Source organism: Limosilactobacillus avium, from assembly GCF_947381485.1.
Lineage (GTDB): Bacteria > Bacillota > Bacilli > Lactobacillales > Lactobacillaceae > Limosilactobacillus > Limosilactobacillus avium.
Genome location: NZ_CANCWN010000008.1, coordinates 1 through 17,550 on the forward strand (window position 1 = coordinate 1; position 17,550 = coordinate 17,550).

The window sequence follows — 17,550 nt, forward strand, 5'->3', positions numbered from 1 at the left end:
TTGAAAATTTTGAAGCTACAATGTCATGCTTTTCTTCCATAAAGAAGACCTCCTTACTGATGATTTCAGTATAGGAGCTCCTGCTGACAATTTATAGACGTGTCGTTATGGTGTGCTTACCAAGGACTTTGCTTCTGGAGAAGGTAATTATGCTACCTGGGCACCAAGTTTCTTGGTTCAAATTAATCCAGATGACACAACAACGGTTCTGGCACGGGCTACTAATCAAGGTGATTGGATCTGGGATGATTCCAGTCGTAATGACAGCATGTTAGGTGTCCTTGACCAGAATGCTGCAAATAGCGCTGCGCTACCTGGTGAATGGGGTAAGCCGGTCGACTGGACAAATATTAACCGGAGTAGTGGCTTAAACCTGAAGCCACACCAGGCAGCTGATGAACCGGGTACTAATAACCCAACGGATAACCCGAGTGATAAGCCAGGCACCAACAACCCAACGGATAACCCGAGCGACAAGCCAGGTACTAATAACCCAACGGATAACCCAAGTGATAAGCCAGGTACTAATAACCCAACGGATAACCCAAGTGATAAGCCAGGTACCAACAATCCAACGGATAACCCAAGTGATAAGCCAGGTACCAACAATCCAACGGATAATCCGAGTGACAAGCCAGGTACCAACAATCCAACGGATAATCCGAGTGATAAGCCGGGTACCAACAATCCAACAGATAACCCAAGTGATAAGCCAGGTAATGTTACCCCAACAGCAGATCAAAATCATCGTGCAGACAATAATGATGGCCATTTACCGCAAACTGGTAATAAGAATGCTGTTGTTGGTTTATACCTTGGTTCATTATTGACAATGTTCGGGCTTGCTGCTTTAGATAAGCGTTACAACAAGTAAATTCAAAGTGACCCCAATTAATAAATAAATTAGTATTAAATATAGCCTTAGAACTAAGAGGCGCGGACCACCAGGATACAGTGGTCCGCGCCTTTTGTATTATTCATCTTCACCAATAATTTTAAAGCCATAGTCGCGAATGTGGTTTTTCAGCAGTTGGATATATTCTTGCCCAAGCTGGCTGATAACGGTGTGCTGGTGGTGGACAATTCCGATGGTAATGGGATCGTCAAGCTTCAAGGGGATGGCAACAATTTTATCGTCATTGAGCTTGCTGCTGATGATTCCGGAACTGATGGTGTAGCCGTTCAGGCCGACCATCAGGTTGAAAATAGTGGCCCGGTCACTAACCTTGATTTCCTTCTTGTGACTCAGGGTTGATTGGATCTCTTCTGAAAAGTAAAAGGAGTTATTATCGCCCTGTTCAAAGGAGAGGTAGGGGAGGTCCGTCAAATCATCAAGCTTAATTGAATGACGCTTGGCGAGGGGGGTATAGCGGCTCAAAAAGACGTGCGGTTGGGCCACAAAGAGCGGGGTGAATATCAAGCCATTTTCCGTGAGTAGTTTATCAATGATGCGGCGGTTGAAATTATTAATATAAAGTACCCCCAGTTCGCTCTTAAAGGTGCGGAGGTCATTAAAAATGTTTTCCGTTTCGGTCTCACGCAGGGTGAACTTGTAGGTTGGTGCGTTGATTTTCTTGAGCAACTCTACGAAGGCATTAACGACAAATGCGTAGTGCTGTGCCGAAACGGCAAAAGACTGGTGAAGGGGTTGCTGCTTTTTAAAGCGGTCATCGAGCAAGTGGACCTGGTCCAGAATCTGCTTGGCATAGTTCATGAATTCGCGCCCGTCAGCAGTCAGCCGGACACCAGCGTTACTCCTTTGCAGAATCGTGATTCCCATCTCTTTTTCAAGATCCTTGATGGCACTGGAGAGGCTCGGCTGGGTAAGGTAAAGCCGTTTGGCGGCCTCATTAATGGACCCCGTCTCAATTACCGCTTCTAAGTATTCTAGTTGCTTAATTCGCATCGGCTCATCTCCTTTTCTAGCATTATAAGTATTTCCTATATCCAGTTCAAATATTTAACAGTTATTCAATAACGATGATCCATGTTAGATTATTAGACAAATAAAAACGAAAGAGATGGATGAATGATGACAGCAACCACAATTATTGGCTTCCCCCGGATTGGCGAGAAGCGCGAACTGAAATTTGCCACTGAAAAGTACTTCAAAAATAAAATCAGCCAAGCCGAACTGCAAGAAACGTCCCGAAAGCTTCGTAAGCACAACTGGGAGCTTCTCGTTCGGGCGGGAATTGACGAAATCCCGAGCAACGACTTTTCTTACTATGACCAGACGCTCGATGCCGCCTTCTTGTTCAATTTGGTTCCCCAAAATGTTCAGGCCCTGCCTTTCTCCCCGTTAGATAAGTACTTCGCCCTCGCCCGGGGTTACCAGGGCAAGGAGGGGAACGTGCTGGCCTGGCCGATGAAGAAGTGGTTCAACACGAACTACCACTACTTGGTTCCACAACTTAACCAGGATACTCAATTTAAGCTAAGCGGTGACAAGATTTTCAAGGAATTTGCAGAGGCTAAAGACCTTGGTATCATTACCCGCCCAGTGCTGGTGGGGCCCTTCACCCTACTAAAATTGAGTGAGTACCAGAACGTTACCGCCGCGGACTTTGTTAACGATGCGGTGGCGGCCTACCAGGCAGTCTTTGAAAGGCTTGCCGCCGCTGGGGCCCAGTGGATTCAACTTGATGAACCATCCCTGGTTAAGGACCTCACCGCGGCAGACCAACAATTATTCAACGACATTTACCGGCCACTGCTGGCTGCTAAGGGTAAATTAAAGGTCCTTTGCCAAACCTACTTTGGAGACGTCCGTGACGTTTATAACGACCTAATAAGCTTACCGTTTGATGGGCTTGGCCTTGATTTCGTAGAGGGAAAGCAAACACGCCAGCTTGTCAGTGGCAACTTCCCAGATGACAAGGTTTTGTTTGCTGGAGTTGTAAACGGGAAAAACATTTGGCGGAATAACTACGCTAAGAGCCTGGCCCGGCTGCAAGAGACCCAGGCCAAGAATATTGTGGTCAACACGTCCTGCTCCCTTCTTCACGTGCCAATCACCGTTGCAAACGAAAACTTTGCACCAGCGGTTAAGGAGCACTTTGCATTTGCCGTGGAGAAACTGGGTGAGCTCAAGGACATTGCCGCAATTTATGGGGGCCAGGCCAAGGAGCAACTCACCGCTAACCAAGCGTTGTTTGCTAAACCGCGGGTTCAAGAAGATGCTGAGCTACACGCTAAAATTGCCAGCTTAAAGGAAGAAGATTTTATTCGCCAGCCTGCCCGTAAGGTTCGGGAGAAAATCCAGAAGAAGGAATTCAACTTGCCACTTTTGCCGACCACCACGATTGGTTCCTTCCCCCAGACCAAGGAAGTCCGGAGTGTTCGACGTCAGTTCCGCCGTCACGAAATCGACCAGGAACAATATGATGACTTTATCAAGGGCAAGATTGATGACTGGTTGAAATGGCAGGAAGAGGTTGGCCTGGACGTCCTGGTTCACGGGGAATTCGAACGTAACGACATGGTGGAGTACTTTGGCCAGCACCTTTCGGGATACCTCTTCTCGAAAAACGCTTGGGTTCAGTCATACGGAACCCGCTGCGTAAAGCCGCCAATTATTTGGGGAGACGTTAAACGTCGTCACCCAATCACCATCAAGTGGTCCAAGTACGCCCAAAGTCAAACCAAGAAACTGGTGAAGGGGATGCTGACGGGACCAGTTACCATTCTTAACTGGTCATTCCCTCGGGAGGATATTAGTCTAAAAGAATCTACCCTTCAGCTGGCATTGGCCATCCAGGGGGAGGTTCTCCACCTCGAAGCCAACGGTATCAAGATTATCCAGATTGACGAGGCGGCCCTCCGTGAGAAGCTACCGTTGCGGAAGTCCGACTGGTATTCAGAATACCTGAATTGGGCAATCCCCGCTTTCCGCCTAGTTCACAGCAAGGTGAAGCCGGAGACCCAGATTCACACCCACATGTGTTACAGCGAGTTTTCCGATATTATCCCGGCAATTGATGCTATGGATGCCGACGTGATTTCTTTTGAGGCTTCGCGCTCAAACTTGGAGATCCTCGACGCACTCAAGAAGCAACACTTTGAAACCGAAGTGGGGCCGGGAGTCTATGATATTCACTCTCCGCGGATTCCGTCCGTTGACGAAGTGGAAGCAACCATCAACCGCATTCTGGCTAAGATTGCCGCGCCCAAAGTATGGATTAACCCCGACTGTGGCCTTAAAACCAGGGGCGTAAAAGAAACTAAGGCCAGCCTGACCAATGTAATTGCGGCCACGCGCGCAGTCCGTCGGCACTTGAAAGAGGAGGGGGATTAGATGACAACTTTATCGTATGAAGTCTTTCCACCGAACTCACAGGTGGGAATTGACCACCTTAGCCAGGTCCTGGCGGAACTGCAGGACCTCGACCCCGCCTTCATTAGCGTCACTTGCAGCAGTAAAACAAGCCAGCTTGCCAAGGAGACGGTCAAGGTCGCGGACTATGTGCAAAATCAGTGCCAGGTGCCCGCAATGGCCCACCTACCGGCCTGGTACCTTAGCAAAGCGGATGTGGACCGGATCCTGGAGCAACTGCGGGCTTACCACGTTAACCGGGTGCTGGTTTTACGGGGGGATGAACGTCCTAACCTACAGAAAAAGAACGATTTTACCCATGCCAGTGACCTAATTGCCTATATCCGCCAAAATTACCCGGACTTTCAAATTACGGGAGCCTGCTACCCTGAAAAACACCCCGAATCGTTAAACATGGTTGATGAAATTCAGCATTTGCGATTAAAGGTGGCCGCAGGGTGTGACCAGATAATTACCCAACTTTTTCTGGATAATCAGTGCTTTTATCGCTTTCGTGAACTATGTGCTGTCGCAGGGATTGAGGTGCCCATCATTGCTGGAGTTATGCCGATTGTAAACGAGCGGCAAGCCAACCGCATCTTACGAACCAGCGCGGTGGCGGTACCGGAAAAGTTTAAAAACATTCTGGCAAAATACCGGGACCACCCTCAGGCCTTAAAGCAAGCGGGAATTACTTACGCAATTGATCAGATTGTCGACCTGGTGACCAATGACGTTGCCGGGGTTCACCTCTACACGATGAATCAGGCGGACACCGCCCGGCAGATTAAGCAAAATATTGGTTCCCTTTTCCAAGTACAGTGTGAGGGGGCGAAGTGATGATCATTGATGGTCGAAAAATTGCCCGGGAAATAAATGCAAAGAGCAAGCAACGGGTAGCGACGTTAAAAGCACGCCAGGTCACACCGGGAATTGCGGTTATCCTTGTTGGCAATGACCCCGCCAGCAGGATTTACACTCGCACCAAGCACCGTCTTGCCCAAAAGCTCGGCATTGCCTCAACCCTGTACCATTTCCCAGCGGACGTTGACCAGGCAACGGTTCTCCGGCAGGTCCGTCGGTTAAACCAGGATGACCAGGTTGATGCAATCCTGGTCCAGGAACCCTTACCAGGGCAGTTAAATAATGAAGAGATTGTCAACGCAATTGACCCCGCCAAGGACGTGGATGGATTGCACCCACTTAATCTGGGACGCCTGTTCGCTAAGCAAGGGGGACATTACCCGGTGGCCTGCACCCCACGAGGAATCATGGACTTGCTTGACCGCTACCAGGTTCCTTTAGAAGGCGCGAACGTGGTGATCGTGGGGAGGAGCCTCCTGGTGGGAAAACCCATGCTGGCACTGTTAAATAACCGGAATGCCACCGTCACTTTTGTTGGCCGCCACACTAAGAACCGGTCAGAACTGACGAGACAAGCCGATATACTGATTGTCGCAGCTGGTGTGCCCAGTTTGATTAAAGCTTCTGATATCAAGGTGGGGTCGACGGTGATTGACGTGGGCATCAATCGCTTGTCATCCGGAAAGTTGGTGGGGGATGTTGATTATATTAGTGTCCTTCCTAAGGCCCGGCTTATTACGCCCGTACCTGGTGGCGTGGGCCCGATGACGGTGGCCGCTTTGATGAGCCAGGCGATTGACCTTGCCGAGTGGCGGCGAGCAGCAGGGCAGTATTTAGTGGGATAAAATTGTAATAAGTAGAGACTGGGAGAAAGTGCTTTCTCGCCAGCCTCTTTTTTGATAGGGGAGTATAATCAAGTGGGAAGGGGGAAGTCGCAACAATGACGGGACTGGCATTCATAATCGTATTAATTGTAATTGGCTTCTTTTCCGGGGTCGTAGCGTCTGCGGCTGGACTAGCCTCATTGGTCTGCTATCCGGGACTAATTGCCGTGGGCCTATCCCCAGTAGCAGCTAACGTGACCGGGACTTTTGCGATGGTTTTCTCCGGAATCGGCGCGGTAGCCTCATCGCGCGGTGAGCTGCGGGACCACTGGGGTGAGGTCCTCAAGGTAACGCCGCTAACCTTAGCTGGCTGCATTGTTGGGGCCCTTATGCTCTTCACTTTTCCGGAAAAGGACTTTGCCCTGATTGCCCCCTTCTTTATCCTCCTGTCGGCGGTACTCGTTCTTTTGCCACGGCGGACAAACCACCTGAGCGGTGACCACCGTTCGTGGCAAACCGTGGTTGCCTGGTGCGCAATCTTTTTTGTTGGCTTGTATTCGGGATACTTTGGTGCCGCATCGGGGGTCCTGATGTTGGCCATCCTTAACGTGATCTCCGGGGCACCGTTTAAGGAGTACAACGCGATTAAGAACCTGGTAATGGCCTTTGCCAACCTGGTTTCAATGGTGGTTTACGCCCTCAAGACGACTATTTTGTGGGCGGATATTGTTCCTTTAGCCGTCGGTTTCTTGATGGGGGGCTACCTGGGACCCAAGATTGTCCGCCGGGTTCAGCAAGGGGTAATGAAGTCGGTCGTGGCCCTTGGCGCCATTGTCTTATCCGGCTGGCTATTTTACCGGGCCGTTTAGGCGAGAAAATTTTTATTCAGCCATCCCTTGACGGTGGGAAAGGGTTGCGATATAATTTAAGCATTGGTTGTTTTTAACAACGTTATTCCGGCATAGCTCAGTTGGTAGAGCACCTGACTGTTAATCAGGTTGTCGTCAGTTCGAGTCTGACTGCCGGAGCTATATTAAGAACCTGCTTTTTGGCGGGTTCTTTTTCTTTTCTAAAGAAAATTATTTTAAAATCATAAGAACTGCTTCCTTATTCTTAATAATATTAAGCAAACGGTGGAAAGTAGTTTATATTTTAAATGATTTATTAAAAAAGTTCCGTCGAATTCCCACAAACAAGGCCTTTTTCTCATTAAAAACTCAGATTTTGATTGACGACTTCCAGGGACACGTATATAATTAATATATTCTGAATTTTTAAAAATAAATTTTAATCTTTTGGAATGAGTATGTAATTTGATCTTATTTATATTGATTTTGGAGGAATAGTATGAGTAAAGAGAGAAATGTGGATACCGCCTTCTTTGGGCAACCACGGGGGCTATCCACGCTGTTCTTCACCGAAATGTGGGAACGGTTTAGTTACTACGGGATGCGGGCCATCCTGCTGTTCTACATGTACTATGCGGTAACTAAGGGTGGTCTGGGCATGGACCAGGCCACGGCCGCTTCAATCATGTCAATCTACGGATCACTGGTTTACCTTTCCGGGGTTGTCGGTGGCTGGTTATCAGACCGTGTTTGGGGACCACGGCGGACAGTTTTCATCGGTGGTGTCCTGATTATGTTCGGGCACATCGCCCTGTCACTGCCGTTTGGGATCTCAGCACTGTACGTTTCAATCGCCTTGATCGTGATTGGGACCGGTTTACTGAAGCCTAACGTTTCCGAAATGGTCGGGGGCCTGTACAGTGCTGAAGACCGGCGTCGTGACTCTGGTTTCAGTATGTTCGTCTTCGGGATTAACCTGGGGGCTGCGGTTGCTCCATGGGCTGTTCCGTGGGCCGCAAACGGCTTTGGCATGAACCTCTTCCATGGCGAAATGAACTTCCATGCCGGGTTCTCACTGGCTGCAATTGGGATGTTCTTTGGCCTGATTCAATACGTCATCGGTGGTCGGAAGTACTTATCTAAGGATAGTCTTTACCCCGACGACCCAATCGAAAAGGACGACCTGCGTCCGGTCCTGATCTGGACGTTGGTTGGGGTGGTAGCCTTGGTAATTATCCTGGGTCTCTTGGCCGCCCTTGGTCAACTGAACATCACTAACATCATCACGTTGATCACGATTATCGCCATTGCACTGCCAATCTACTACTTCGTAATGATGCTGAACTCCAAGAAGGTAACGAAAGAAGAGCACTCCCGGGTATTAGCCTACATCCCGCTGTTCATCGCTGCCGTTATCTTCTGGGCAATTGAAGAATCTGGTTCAGTTGTTTTGGCCCTCTTTGCCGAACAACGGACCATCTTACACATTGGTGGCTGGCATTTTGCCGCTGCTAACTTCCAGACGCTGAACCCCCTGTTCATCATGATCCTGACGCCGGTCTTTGTTACCCTTTGGGACCACTGGAAGAACCAACCAAGTGCTCCTGGTAAGTTTGCTGCCGGGTTGGTATTCGCTGGTTTGTCTTACGCCTTCATGGCCCTGCCAGCCCTGATCCACGGTACGACTGCCGGACGGGTTTCCCCATTCTGGCTGGTCGGCTCCTGGTTTATTGTTGAAATTGGTGAAATGCTGATCTCGCCAATTGGCCTGGCCGTTACGACCCGGTTAGCACCAAAGGCCTTTAAGTCCCAGATGATGAGTATGTGGTTCCTGGCCGATGCTGCTGCCCAAGCGGTTAACGCCCAGATTGTTAAGTTCTACTCATCCTCAACGGAAGTTCCATACTTCCTGACCATTGGTTTGGTAAGTATCGTCTTCGGGATTATCCTGATGTTCTTCGTTAAGAAGATCCACCGTCTGATGGGCGGGGTTGACTAAGTTAAATAGAAATCAAAATGAGAACTAATGCCGGAGAGTGTTGGTTCTCATTTTCTTTTCCAGAGAAATTTAAAAAAGGTCTTGCATTTGATAGCAAGATTAGGTATTATAATAAACGTTGATTGATTACCAATCAGTTTAACGTTGATGGAGGAGTAGCGAAGTCTGGTTAAACGCGACGGTCTGTAAAACCGTTCCTTCGGGTTCGGTGGTTCGAATCCACTCTCCTCCACTTTTTATTATTGGGCTATAGCCAAGCGGTAAGGCAACGGTTTTTGGTACCGTCATGCGCTGGTTCGAATCCAGCTAGCCCAACTGTTTATGAGGACTGGAGAAAAGCTTCTGTTTTTCTTCGGTCCTTTTAGTTTGCAAAGGAGAGATCTTAAGATGCCAAAACAGGGGCACTTTGCCAAATCAACACGGGTTAAGCAGCTAAATAACTTTAAGGCTAAACGCCACGCGAGCGGGGCAACCATCGCTGATGACCAGCTGACGGACTTTCTAGTGGTGCGCTTTGCATTAACGGCCAAGAAGCGGGTTCCCAAGGTTGCTCAGGAAAGCACCCAGCGCTTCCTGATTGAAATTGGTGGGGCCCTGATTGGTGAAAACGGAGACCTTAGTAAAATTGTCCCTGCCCGGCTTAAGAAAGTAAATGCCCAGGTTCCCTGGCAATTCTTTAAGCAAATCGTGGATAATTGGGCCTTGTTACAGAAGTTCCTGGTAAAGGAGGTCCCCGCGGTACCACTGACCAAGCAGTTATTGGTCAAAAATCAGCTTACAACGGCCGAGCTAGGAAGGGCGGTTGCTCAACTCCTGGCTCAAAAAGTTGCTGCCATAAGTCTGGTGAACCAACACCAGTCAGCTGGTGCTAAGCAAAAACAACTGGCCCAGATGCTAATGACGACCATTTGCCCCGCTGGCCACTTAGACTGGGCGAAAGTCAAAGCACTCCTCGGACCACTGCCGTACACACCGGACCCGGCTTTAGACCAGCCGACCCGGGAATGGCTGACCCAACTGAGCCAGCAAAAATGATATTGACGGCAGGAAAGAAAATCTGGTATAACTAACAATGTTATTTAGTGGCTGTGGCGGAGCAATCGCCATGGCCTTTTTATTTTTAGGGGGCGAAAACTTGAATCAGAATAAACATAACCACATCTATTTAGCAATTATTTCTCTGGCACTCTTAACGTTTATCGGCATTTTAAACGAAACTTCAATGAACGTTACCTACCCAAAGCTGTCCCGGCAGTTTGCGGTCTCTTTGGATACCATCCAGTGGATCACAACCGGCTACCTTTTGATGGTGACGGTGACGATGGGGACGACGGCCTACCTGCTTCGGCAGTTTAAGGCCAAGCACCTCCAGCTGGCGGCTGTCTTGGCCTTCACTTTTGGTGACTTGCTGTGCGCCATGGCCCTGAATTTCCCAATGCTGCTGGTGGGGCGGCTCATCCAGGCAATGGCCACGGGGTTATCCACCCCAATCTTGTTCCACCTTATCTTTACGGAAATTCCCCGTGCCCGTCTCGGTGCGACGACGGGCTTTGCCGGGATGGTGATCTCGTTTGCTCCGGCACTAGGCCCAACGTACGGTGGGTGGATCTCAGAAGTCACTTCCTGGCGGCTGATCTTCTGGCTCTTGCTACCTTTTGTCCTGGTAAGTCTGGTCCTTGTTCAGTGCTTTATTCGCAATACACCGTTAGGAAACACGAAGCGCTTTAGCTACGGTAGCTTGATCAGTTTAGCCGTGGCCCTCTTCTCATTTGTTTATGCCTTTTCGACGATTGGCCGGGCCGGGATTGGCTGGCCGCTGGCGGCCTGGTTAGTGGTTGCAGTCATCGCTTTAGCCGTCTTTATCTACATCAATAACCATGGGGAATCACAGCTCTTTGATTTACGGGTCTTTCGGGTAAAGCCGCTCCGCCTGTCGACTTTGACCTACTTTAGTCTGCAGTTCATCAATATCGGGATTTCATTGGTAATTCCCCTGTATGCCCAGTATGTCCTGGGAGCATCATCCACGATTGCTGGCCTGGTCCTGCTACCAGGGTCGGTATGTGGGGCCTTCATTGCACCCTTTGCCGGTCGTCTGGCAGATAACCAGGGCTTTGCCAAACCGGTAACCTTTGGGGGCGCCCTCCTCGTGATTGGGGCCGCTTGCTTCGCATTCCTCCAGGCCCAGCTAACACCATTTTTGATCATGGCCTTCTTCCTGGTTTTGCGGATTGGCTTTAACTTTGCCTTCGGGAATACGATTTCCAACGCCACGGTCTTAGTGGATGCCCGCAACAGTGCTGACGTTAATTCGATCTTCAACATGGTCCAGCAGTTTGCCGGTTCCCTGGGGACGGTCTTCTTGGCCGCCGTCTTGGCCGTTTTCCAGAACAACGGGACGGGAAGCTTGGCCAGTCGGACCTATGCCGGGGGCCGGGTGGACTACATCTTCCTGACGGTTCTGGCGGCGGTTGTCCTTTGTGCAATCATTGTTAACTACCGCCTGCAAAAGCAGGGAAAAAGTATGGTAAAATAGGAGCTTGGATAATAAGACTAGTTTATGAAGAGGGAGTGAGATAAAGTGAGCGAACAACCATTTGTTCCGCTGATTTTAGGAAGCGACTTTAACGCTTACGGGATGGCCCGGTCAATGTATGAAAAGTATGGGGTGAAGTCACACCTGTATGCCCGAGCAGAGCTGGCACCGACCCGGTTCTCAAAGATCGTTGACCTGCACTTTAACCCGGATCTGCAGAAGCCGGAAGTATTTACTAAGACCCTGATCGGGGCCGCAAAGCAGTACATTGCCCAGGGGAAGAAGGTTGTCCTGATCAGCTGTGGGGATGACTACACCGAGTTAGTCAGCAAGAACCGCAGTGAACTTTCTAAGTACATGGCCTGCCCATACGCCGACTACGAGTCCGTTGCCAAGCTGACTAATAAGGAAGAATTCTACAATGTCTGTGAGCAATACGGCCTGCCATACCCGAAGACCGATATCCTGACTCCCGAGACGGACTACAAGAACTACCAGTCGCCGTTTGAGTTCCCGGTTGCCCTCAAGGCTGCTGATGCAGTGCAGTGGCATAAGGGGAACTTTGCCGGTTACGAAAAGGCCTACATCATTAACGACGCCGCCCGCCTGGCGGAGGTTTTAGAAACAATCTACGAACACAGCCCATACAAGGGGGACCTGATTTTACAGGAGTTTATTCCTGGTGACGACAGCAACATGCGGACAATCAACTGCTACGTGGGTAAGGACCACCAAGTGAAGTTGATGAGCCTGGGGCACCCCCTGCTGGAGGAATGTGAACCCTCTAATGTTGGTAATTATGTCGCCATCATGCCGGCCTATGACGAAAAAATCTACCAAAACATCAAGCACTTCTTGGAGCAAGTGGGCTTCACTGGCTTCGTAAACTTCGACTTGAAGTATGACCGCCGCGATGGTCAGTTTAAGGTTTTTGATCTAAACCCACGGCAGGGACGGAGTAGCTTCTTCGTTTCCCTAAATGACCACCAGCTGGCAACGTTCCCGGTTGAAGATTACGTATTTGATACACTGAAGGATGCCAAGACAATTTACGCCAACCAGGATCCAAAGAAGTACAAGCTGTGGCTTGGTGTTTCCAAGAAGACCTTCCTGCAATACGCCAAGAATAATGAGATTAAAAAGCAGGCAGAAAAGCTGATTAAAGAAGGCCGTTATGGGACCACTTACCACTACGCCAAGGATATGAACCTGATGCGGTGGATTCTCGAAAAGCGGATCAACGCCGTTTCACAAAAGAACTTTGCCAAGTACTTTGTTGAAAAGAAATAGGTAGTATTAAAGGAAGCTGAGAAGTTATTTCGCCCGGCTTCCTTTTTATAAACGGGCAAGGAAACACGTTCTTTTAAGGACGTGATGAATTGCCTATTTTTTAATCGAACATACGTTTCAGAGTATGATATAATGTCTTTAACAGAGAATGGTGTTCAGATATTAATTAGCTTTGTTGACTGGCCAATGATGAAAGATTGTGGTGAAAATGGCACAAGTTATAAAGGGGATCAAACTTCGCCTATATCCCAATGCCCAGCAAAGGGAACAATTGTGGCAGATGTTTGGCAACGATCGCTTTGTTTGGAACCAAATGTTGGCAATGGCCAAAGAGCGGTATCGAAATAATCCCGGTAGTCACTTCGTCAATGAATACGGAATGAATTATCTACTGAAGAGACTTAAGCAGGAATACCCATTCCTTAGGGCTAGTGACTCAACTAGTTTTCTAGTGGTTAATCACAACCTCGCCCAAGCTTTTAAGATGTTATTTAAACATCGGGGCGGTTACCCACGTTTTAAATCGCGTCGTGCTATTCGCCAAGCTTATACGGGGCGGTCAGTTTGTCGAGTGCTTGCTAGGCGACGGGTTAAGCTGCCTAAGCTGGGCAGTATCCGCACCAGCAAAACAACATTGTTAGCTAGTAGCAAGATTAAGTGCTATACGGTTTGCCTCGAGCCCACTGGCCGCTACTATCTGTCATTACAAGTGGCAGTTGAAGCTCCCAAACACCTGAGAAAAACAGGAAAAGCAGTCGGAATTGATGTTGGCATTGCTAATCTAGCCATTAGTTCTGATGGGATTAAGTACGAAACCTTTAATGCTAAATGGGCGGAAAAGCAAGCAACTAAGTGGCAAAGTAAGTATGCCAAGCGGAAACATCAGGCGACGGTTGTCGTCTGCCAATGGAACCATAACCACAAGACCATTAAGAAAGAACTAAGTGATTACCAAAACTGGCAACGAGCCCAACAACAAAAGGCCTGTTACCAAGTCAAGGTAGCGAACCAGCGCAAAGACTATTTGCATAAACTAACAACGACCTTGGTTAAGCAGTACGACGTAATCGTCATTGAAGATTTGAAAGCCAAAAACCTTCAGAAAAATCATTGCCTAGCTAAAGCGATTGCGAATGCCAGTTGGTATCAGTTCCGGACCATGTTGGCATATAAATGTGCCTGGTATGGTAAGAAATTAGTAACTGTTAAACCGAACTATACCAGTCAAATTTGTAGCCACTGTGGTTACCATAGCGGACCAAAGCCGTTACAAATTCGTGAATGGACTTGCCAAAACTGTGGTGCCCATCACGACCGCGATATTAATGCGGCAGTTAATATCTTGCATCAAGGATTAAAAGCTATTGGCTAGGGACTAGCCATGGTAAAAGAGTGGAGTTCTGTAAGTTAGGTATCCTGAATACAGGCATAACATCCTAAATACTACTCCGTGTTCCCAGAAGCTCGGTCATTAATGGCCGAGTAGTTCACTCGTTGACCTATATTAATATTCGATAACAAGTAATGACCAGCTGTTGAATTGGCCCATAAGCAATGTAATAATGTTGCTGATCAAATATTTAATAAGGAGAAAATCAAGGGATACAGATGATAGATACAATCATTCACTTCATGGTGAATAATCAAACCTTTACCCTATTTGTGTGCGTGGCCCTCGGTTTTGCAATTGGTAACTACAAGATTGCTGGCCGCTTTAACGTTGGTGCCACCGTGGCGACCCTGGTCGTTACCCTGATTGTTGGCCAGGTAGGGGCGTTTCCCCGTAACGAAATGCTGGGTACCATTTTCTTTGGTGCCTTCATGTTCTCAGTTGGTTACCGCATTGGGCCCCAGCTACTGGTGAGCCTTAAGATTTTTGGTGTTCGCATTATTATTGCCAGCCTTTTCTGGATGCTGATTGCCTTTCTGGTTTCGTGGGGGCTGTTTATTGCCTTCCACATCGGTCCGGGGATTGCTGCCGGAATCATTTCTGGCTCCCTGACCCAGTCCGCAACGGTGGCCAGTTCCTTACAGACGATTGGGGCCCTCCCGGTAAGCAAGGCGGTGCGGGCAACGTATGAGGCCCAACTGCCGGTTGCCTACGCGTTGACCTACGTTTTTGGAACCTTGGGTGTCATCATCCTGCTGCGCGACATTGCCCCCAAGATGATGGGAATCAAGATCGAAGAACAGGGACCATTGATGGCCAGGAAGTACCACTTCCATGCTAAGAACCCTAACCCAACCTGGCGGCGGACCTACCTGGTTTCTGTTGACTCACCATTTGTGGGGAAGACAATCGCCCAGCTAAATGACTGGTCTAACTACCACTTGATCGCCCTGGCGGTTTTTCGTGACCACCGGATGACTGACCACCTGGAATATAAAATCCAGGCGGGGGACCTGGTGACCATCATCGGTTACGCGGTTCACTTTGACCGCCTGCACGGAATTAAGGGGATCAAGGAAGTTCTGACGCCAACCAACGCCCCGAAAGAGCGGAAGTTTGTCTTAGGGAAGGGCTTCAAACCAGTGCAACTGGCAATCCTTCGCCAGCATGGGGTCTTTATCAACATTCAGGACCCCATCACGGGAAATGAACAGCTGGTTAACCAGCTTCGTCCGGGGAACGTAATTTCGTTAACTGGTAACACCTCCCGGACGGCCAACATTCTTCATAAGATGGGACGCTGGCACACTGATGAGGACGCCATCAACTACACCCTGTTTTCACTGGGAATTGGTGGTGCTTCCCTTTTAGGAATTCTTGGATTAAAATTAAATGGTATCCCGCTGCAACTCGGGAACGGGACGGCGGCCTTGATCATGGGACTGGTTTTGAGCTCCTGGATCAACCGGCACCGTGACTACAAGTCCATCCCCGAGACCGTAACGACCTTCGCCCAGAGCGTTGGCCTGACGATCTTCGTCGGTACGGTGGGGCTGCAATCTGCTCAGGCGTTCACCTCAGCGATCCAGTCACTAGGCTGGGGCGTTCTGGTTGTGGGCGCAATTATCACGGTGGCGCCTCACCTCTTGACCCTCCTGTTCGGCCGCTACGTTTTACGAATGGAGCCCCTCGCGTTGATTGGGGGCCTTGCCGGTTCGGGAACCAGTGCTGCTTCGATGAGTGAGGTCGTTCAAAAGGCTGGCCTGGAAGGCGGGGCCTACTTTGCGGCCGCCTTTACACCGGCGTTTGTTGTTGGAAACATTGGGATTACTTTATTAGGACCGATCTTTGTGGCCTTATTGGCCTAGAGATAGGAAGAAAGGCGTAATTAAAAATGAAAAAATTCTTTACGGTGTTAGGTGGTATGGGAACCCTGGCCACGGAAAGCTACGTACGGTTATTGGACCAGCGGACCCCAATCCACTGCGACCAGGACTACTTGGATTACATCGTGGTTAACCATGCCAGTGTTCCTGACCGGACCGCCTGGATTTTGGACCACCAGAAACCAGACTATAACTTAGATTTAATTGAAGACATTAAGCAGCAGAGTCTGCTTAAACCGGCCTTCTTTGTGCTGATTTGTAACACCGCCCACTACGCTTTTGACAAGCTCCAGGCGGCAACCGACATCCCCATTCTGAACATGCTGGATGAGACAGTTAAGGAAATTAGAAACGTTAAGCCCGGTGCTAAGAAGGTTGGCTTGTTGGCCACCCGGGGGACCGTAGAAGCGGGCCTGTATGATCAATACATCACCGGTGCCGGTTACGAAGAAATCAAGCCGACTCCGGAGATCTTAGATATGACCGAGGACTTGATTTACCACGATATCAAGGAAGCTGGTCATTCTGACGGGCAGAAATTCCACGAACTGGTCCGGAAAATGGTCGAAGAAGAGGGCGCCGATGCGGTGATCCTCGGTTGTACGGAACTGTCGTATGCCCAAGAAATGAACCCAGAGAAGGAGTTCACCGTGGTGGATTCCCAGTCGACAATCGTTGACCGTTCCCTTGAACTAGGGATGAAGCTAGAAGGGCGGAAGTAAGTTATTTAAACTAGTCCAAAGCGATTGATGTCGCCTTGGACTTTTTATTTTCGCTAAGCCCTTAAATGGTCTAGACTGCAAGAAACGTGGTAAAATAAGGGAACATGTGTAAAGAGAAGTACCTTTGGCATAAGGAGGAATGTATTATGGGTTCACCGGTCTATATCCAGATTCATAATCAGTTACGAGAGAATATTGAGAATGGTAAGTGGCACGTTGGCCAAAAAATTCCTGCAGAACGGGAATTGGCCAGCCACTTCAATGTTAGCCGGATGACCTTGCGGCAGGCAATCCAGGCATTAGTCGATGAGGGAATCCTTGAACGCCGGGTGGGCTCGGGAACCTTTGTTGCCAACCGTAAAGTCCAGGAGAAGATGGCCGGGGTAACGAGTTTCACCGACTTAATGCTGGCAGCGGGGAAAACGCCGTCGAGTAAAACCATCTCCTACCACCTGACGGTTCCCTCGCAGACGGAAATTGAAAAGTTACAGTTACCTGCGGGCGAACAGGTCCTACGGATGGAACGGATTCGTTCCGGTAACAATATCCCCATCTGTTATGAGATTGCCACCGTTCCGGCAAAGCTGGTGGAGAAGTTCAGCCGGGAAGAAATTACGACTTCCTTTTATCGCACGCTAGAACAAAAGGCCCATCTTTACCCAGGCCACGCCACCCAGCACATCTCAGCAACCAAGGCGACTGAACGGATTGCCACTTATCTCCAAGTTAAGCGGGGGGACCCGTTACTACGAATGACACAATTATCATATTTACAGGACGGGCGGCCGTTCGAGTACGTCCATACGCAATACGTTGGCTCCCGCTTTGAATTTGTCCTGGAAAAATAGCCTTTATTCTGGATTTGATTGTTGTTAT

At 49.1% G+C, this 17,550-nt stretch carries 14 protein-coding genes and 3 tRNA genes; 16 read left to right on the forward strand and 1 reads right to left on the reverse strand.

The window, feature by feature from the left end:
• Nucleotides 1–112: 112 nt before the first annotated feature.
• Nucleotides 113–874 (forward strand): hypothetical protein, encoded by a 762-nt coding sequence (locus tag QOS01_RS10790; RefSeq protein ID WP_408612456.1) that lies wholly within the window; start codon nt 113–115, stop codon nt 872–874.
• 99 nt (nt 875–973) lie between these two features.
• Here QOS01_RS10790 and QOS01_RS04050 read toward each other — a convergent pair whose 3' ends face one another.
• On the reverse strand, nt 974–1,906 hold the full coding sequence (locus QOS01_RS04050) for a LysR family transcriptional regulator (protein ID WP_283621214.1): 933 nt from the start codon (nt 1,904–1,906) through the stop codon (nt 974–976).
• Between the two features lie 123 nt (nt 1,907–2,029).
• Between QOS01_RS04050 and metE the strand changes: the two genes are divergently transcribed.
• The 15 genes from metE (at nt 2,030) to QOS01_RS04125 (ending at nt 17,522) form a co-directional block, all read left to right on the forward strand.
• The gene (metE, locus tag QOS01_RS04055) at nt 2,030–4,297 is read left to right on the forward strand and encodes a 5-methyltetrahydropteroyltriglutamate--homocysteine S-methyltransferase (RefSeq protein ID WP_283621215.1); all 2,268 of its coding nucleotides are present in this window, start codon (nt 2,030–2,032) and stop codon (nt 4,295–4,297) included.
• The gene (metF, locus tag QOS01_RS04060) at nt 4,298–5,155 is read left to right on the forward strand and encodes a methylenetetrahydrofolate reductase [NAD(P)H] (protein WP_047766912.1); all 858 of its coding nucleotides are present in this window, start codon (nt 4,298–4,300) and stop codon (nt 5,153–5,155) included.
• Entirely contained in the window at nt 5,155–6,024 is an 870-nt protein-coding gene (locus QOS01_RS04065) for a bifunctional 5,10-methylenetetrahydrofolate dehydrogenase/5,10-methenyltetrahydrofolate cyclohydrolase (RefSeq protein WP_047766914.1), read from the forward strand. The genes metF and QOS01_RS04065 overlap by 1 nt, the downstream gene beginning before the upstream one ends.
• Nucleotides 6,025–6,119: 95 nt before the next feature.
• Nucleotides 6,120–6,872 carry a sulfite exporter TauE/SafE family protein gene (locus QOS01_RS04070; RefSeq protein ID WP_056962164.1) on the forward strand — a complete coding sequence of 251 codons (753 nt, stop codon included), beginning with the start codon at nt 6,120–6,122 and terminating at the stop codon, nt 6,870–6,872.
• 86 nt (nt 6,873–6,958) lie between these two features.
• Nucleotides 6,959–7,031 (forward strand) — tRNA-Asn (locus tag QOS01_RS04075).
• Between the two features lie 319 nt (nt 7,032–7,350).
• Nucleotides 7,351–8,850, forward strand: coding sequence for a peptide MFS transporter (locus QOS01_RS04080; protein WP_047766918.1), 1,500 nt, complete (start codon nt 7,351–7,353; stop codon nt 8,848–8,850).
• 149 nt (nt 8,851–8,999) lie between these two features.
• Nucleotides 9,000–9,082: transfer RNA gene (locus tag QOS01_RS04085), tRNA-Tyr, on the forward strand.
• 11 nt (nt 9,083–9,093) lie between these two features.
• A tRNA-Gln gene (locus tag QOS01_RS04090) sits at nt 9,094–9,165 on the forward strand.
• Between the two features lie 72 nt (nt 9,166–9,237).
• A complete protein-coding gene (locus tag QOS01_RS04095; protein ID WP_283621216.1) occupies nt 9,238–9,885 on the forward strand; it encodes a hypothetical protein in 648 nt (215 codons plus the stop codon).
• Between the two features lie 100 nt (nt 9,886–9,985).
• Nucleotides 9,986–11,386, forward strand: a complete 1,401-nt coding sequence (locus QOS01_RS04100) for an MFS transporter (protein WP_283621217.1) — start codon at nt 9,986–9,988, stop codon at nt 11,384–11,386.
• A 45-nt stretch (nt 11,387–11,431) separates the two neighbouring features.
• Nucleotides 11,432–12,676 (forward strand): carboxylate--amine ligase, encoded by a 1,245-nt coding sequence (locus QOS01_RS04105; RefSeq protein WP_047766924.1) that lies wholly within the window; start codon nt 11,432–11,434, stop codon nt 12,674–12,676.
• A gap of 208 nt (nt 12,677–12,884) precedes the next feature.
• Nucleotides 12,885–14,048 carry an RNA-guided endonuclease TnpB family protein gene (locus tag QOS01_RS04110; RefSeq protein ID WP_047766942.1) on the forward strand — a complete coding sequence of 388 codons (1,164 nt, stop codon included), beginning with the start codon at nt 12,885–12,887 and terminating at the stop codon, nt 14,046–14,048.
• A gap of 236 nt (nt 14,049–14,284) precedes the next feature.
• Nucleotides 14,285–15,934 (forward strand): aspartate-alanine antiporter-like transporter, encoded by a 1,650-nt coding sequence (locus tag QOS01_RS04115; protein WP_283621218.1) that lies wholly within the window; start codon nt 14,285–14,287, stop codon nt 15,932–15,934.
• Nucleotides 15,935–15,960: 26 nt separating this feature from the next.
• Nucleotides 15,961–16,674 (forward strand): aspartate/glutamate racemase family protein, encoded by a 714-nt coding sequence (locus QOS01_RS04120; protein WP_283621219.1) that lies wholly within the window; start codon nt 15,961–15,963, stop codon nt 16,672–16,674.
• A 146-nt stretch (nt 16,675–16,820) separates the two neighbouring features.
• Nucleotides 16,821–17,522, forward strand: coding sequence for a GntR family transcriptional regulator (locus QOS01_RS04125; protein WP_283621220.1), 702 nt, complete (start codon nt 16,821–16,823; stop codon nt 17,520–17,522).
• Nucleotides 17,523–17,550: the final 28 nt, after the last annotated feature.

Coding starts and splice junctions, on each gene's coding strand:
- QOS01_RS04050 (WP_283621214.1), bottom strand. CDS start 1,906: ATGCGAATTAAGCAACTAGAATACTTAGAAGCGGTAATTGAGACGGGG.
- metE (WP_283621215.1), top strand. CDS start 2,030: ATGATGACAGCAACCACAATTATTGGCTTCCCCCGGATTGGCGAGAAG.
- metF (WP_047766912.1), top strand. CDS start 4,298: ATGACAACTTTATCGTATGAAGTCTTTCCACCGAACTCACAGGTGGGA.
- QOS01_RS04065 (WP_047766914.1), top strand. CDS start 5,155: ATGATCATTGATGGTCGAAAAATTGCCCGGGAAATAAATGCAAAGAGC.
- QOS01_RS04070 (WP_056962164.1), top strand. CDS start 6,120: ATGACGGGACTGGCATTCATAATCGTATTAATTGTAATTGGCTTCTTT.
- QOS01_RS04080 (WP_047766918.1), top strand. CDS start 7,351: ATGAGTAAAGAGAGAAATGTGGATACCGCCTTCTTTGGGCAACCACGG.
- QOS01_RS04095 (WP_283621216.1), top strand. CDS start 9,238: ATGCCAAAACAGGGGCACTTTGCCAAATCAACACGGGTTAAGCAGCTA.
- QOS01_RS04110 (WP_047766942.1), top strand. CDS start 12,885: ATGGCACAAGTTATAAAGGGGATCAAACTTCGCCTATATCCCAATGCC.
- QOS01_RS04115 (WP_283621218.1), top strand. CDS start 14,285: ATGATAGATACAATCATTCACTTCATGGTGAATAATCAAACCTTTACC.
- QOS01_RS04120 (WP_283621219.1), top strand. CDS start 15,961: ATGAAAAAATTCTTTACGGTGTTAGGTGGTATGGGAACCCTGGCCACG.
- QOS01_RS04125 (WP_283621220.1), top strand. CDS start 16,821: ATGGGTTCACCGGTCTATATCCAGATTCATAATCAGTTACGAGAGAAT.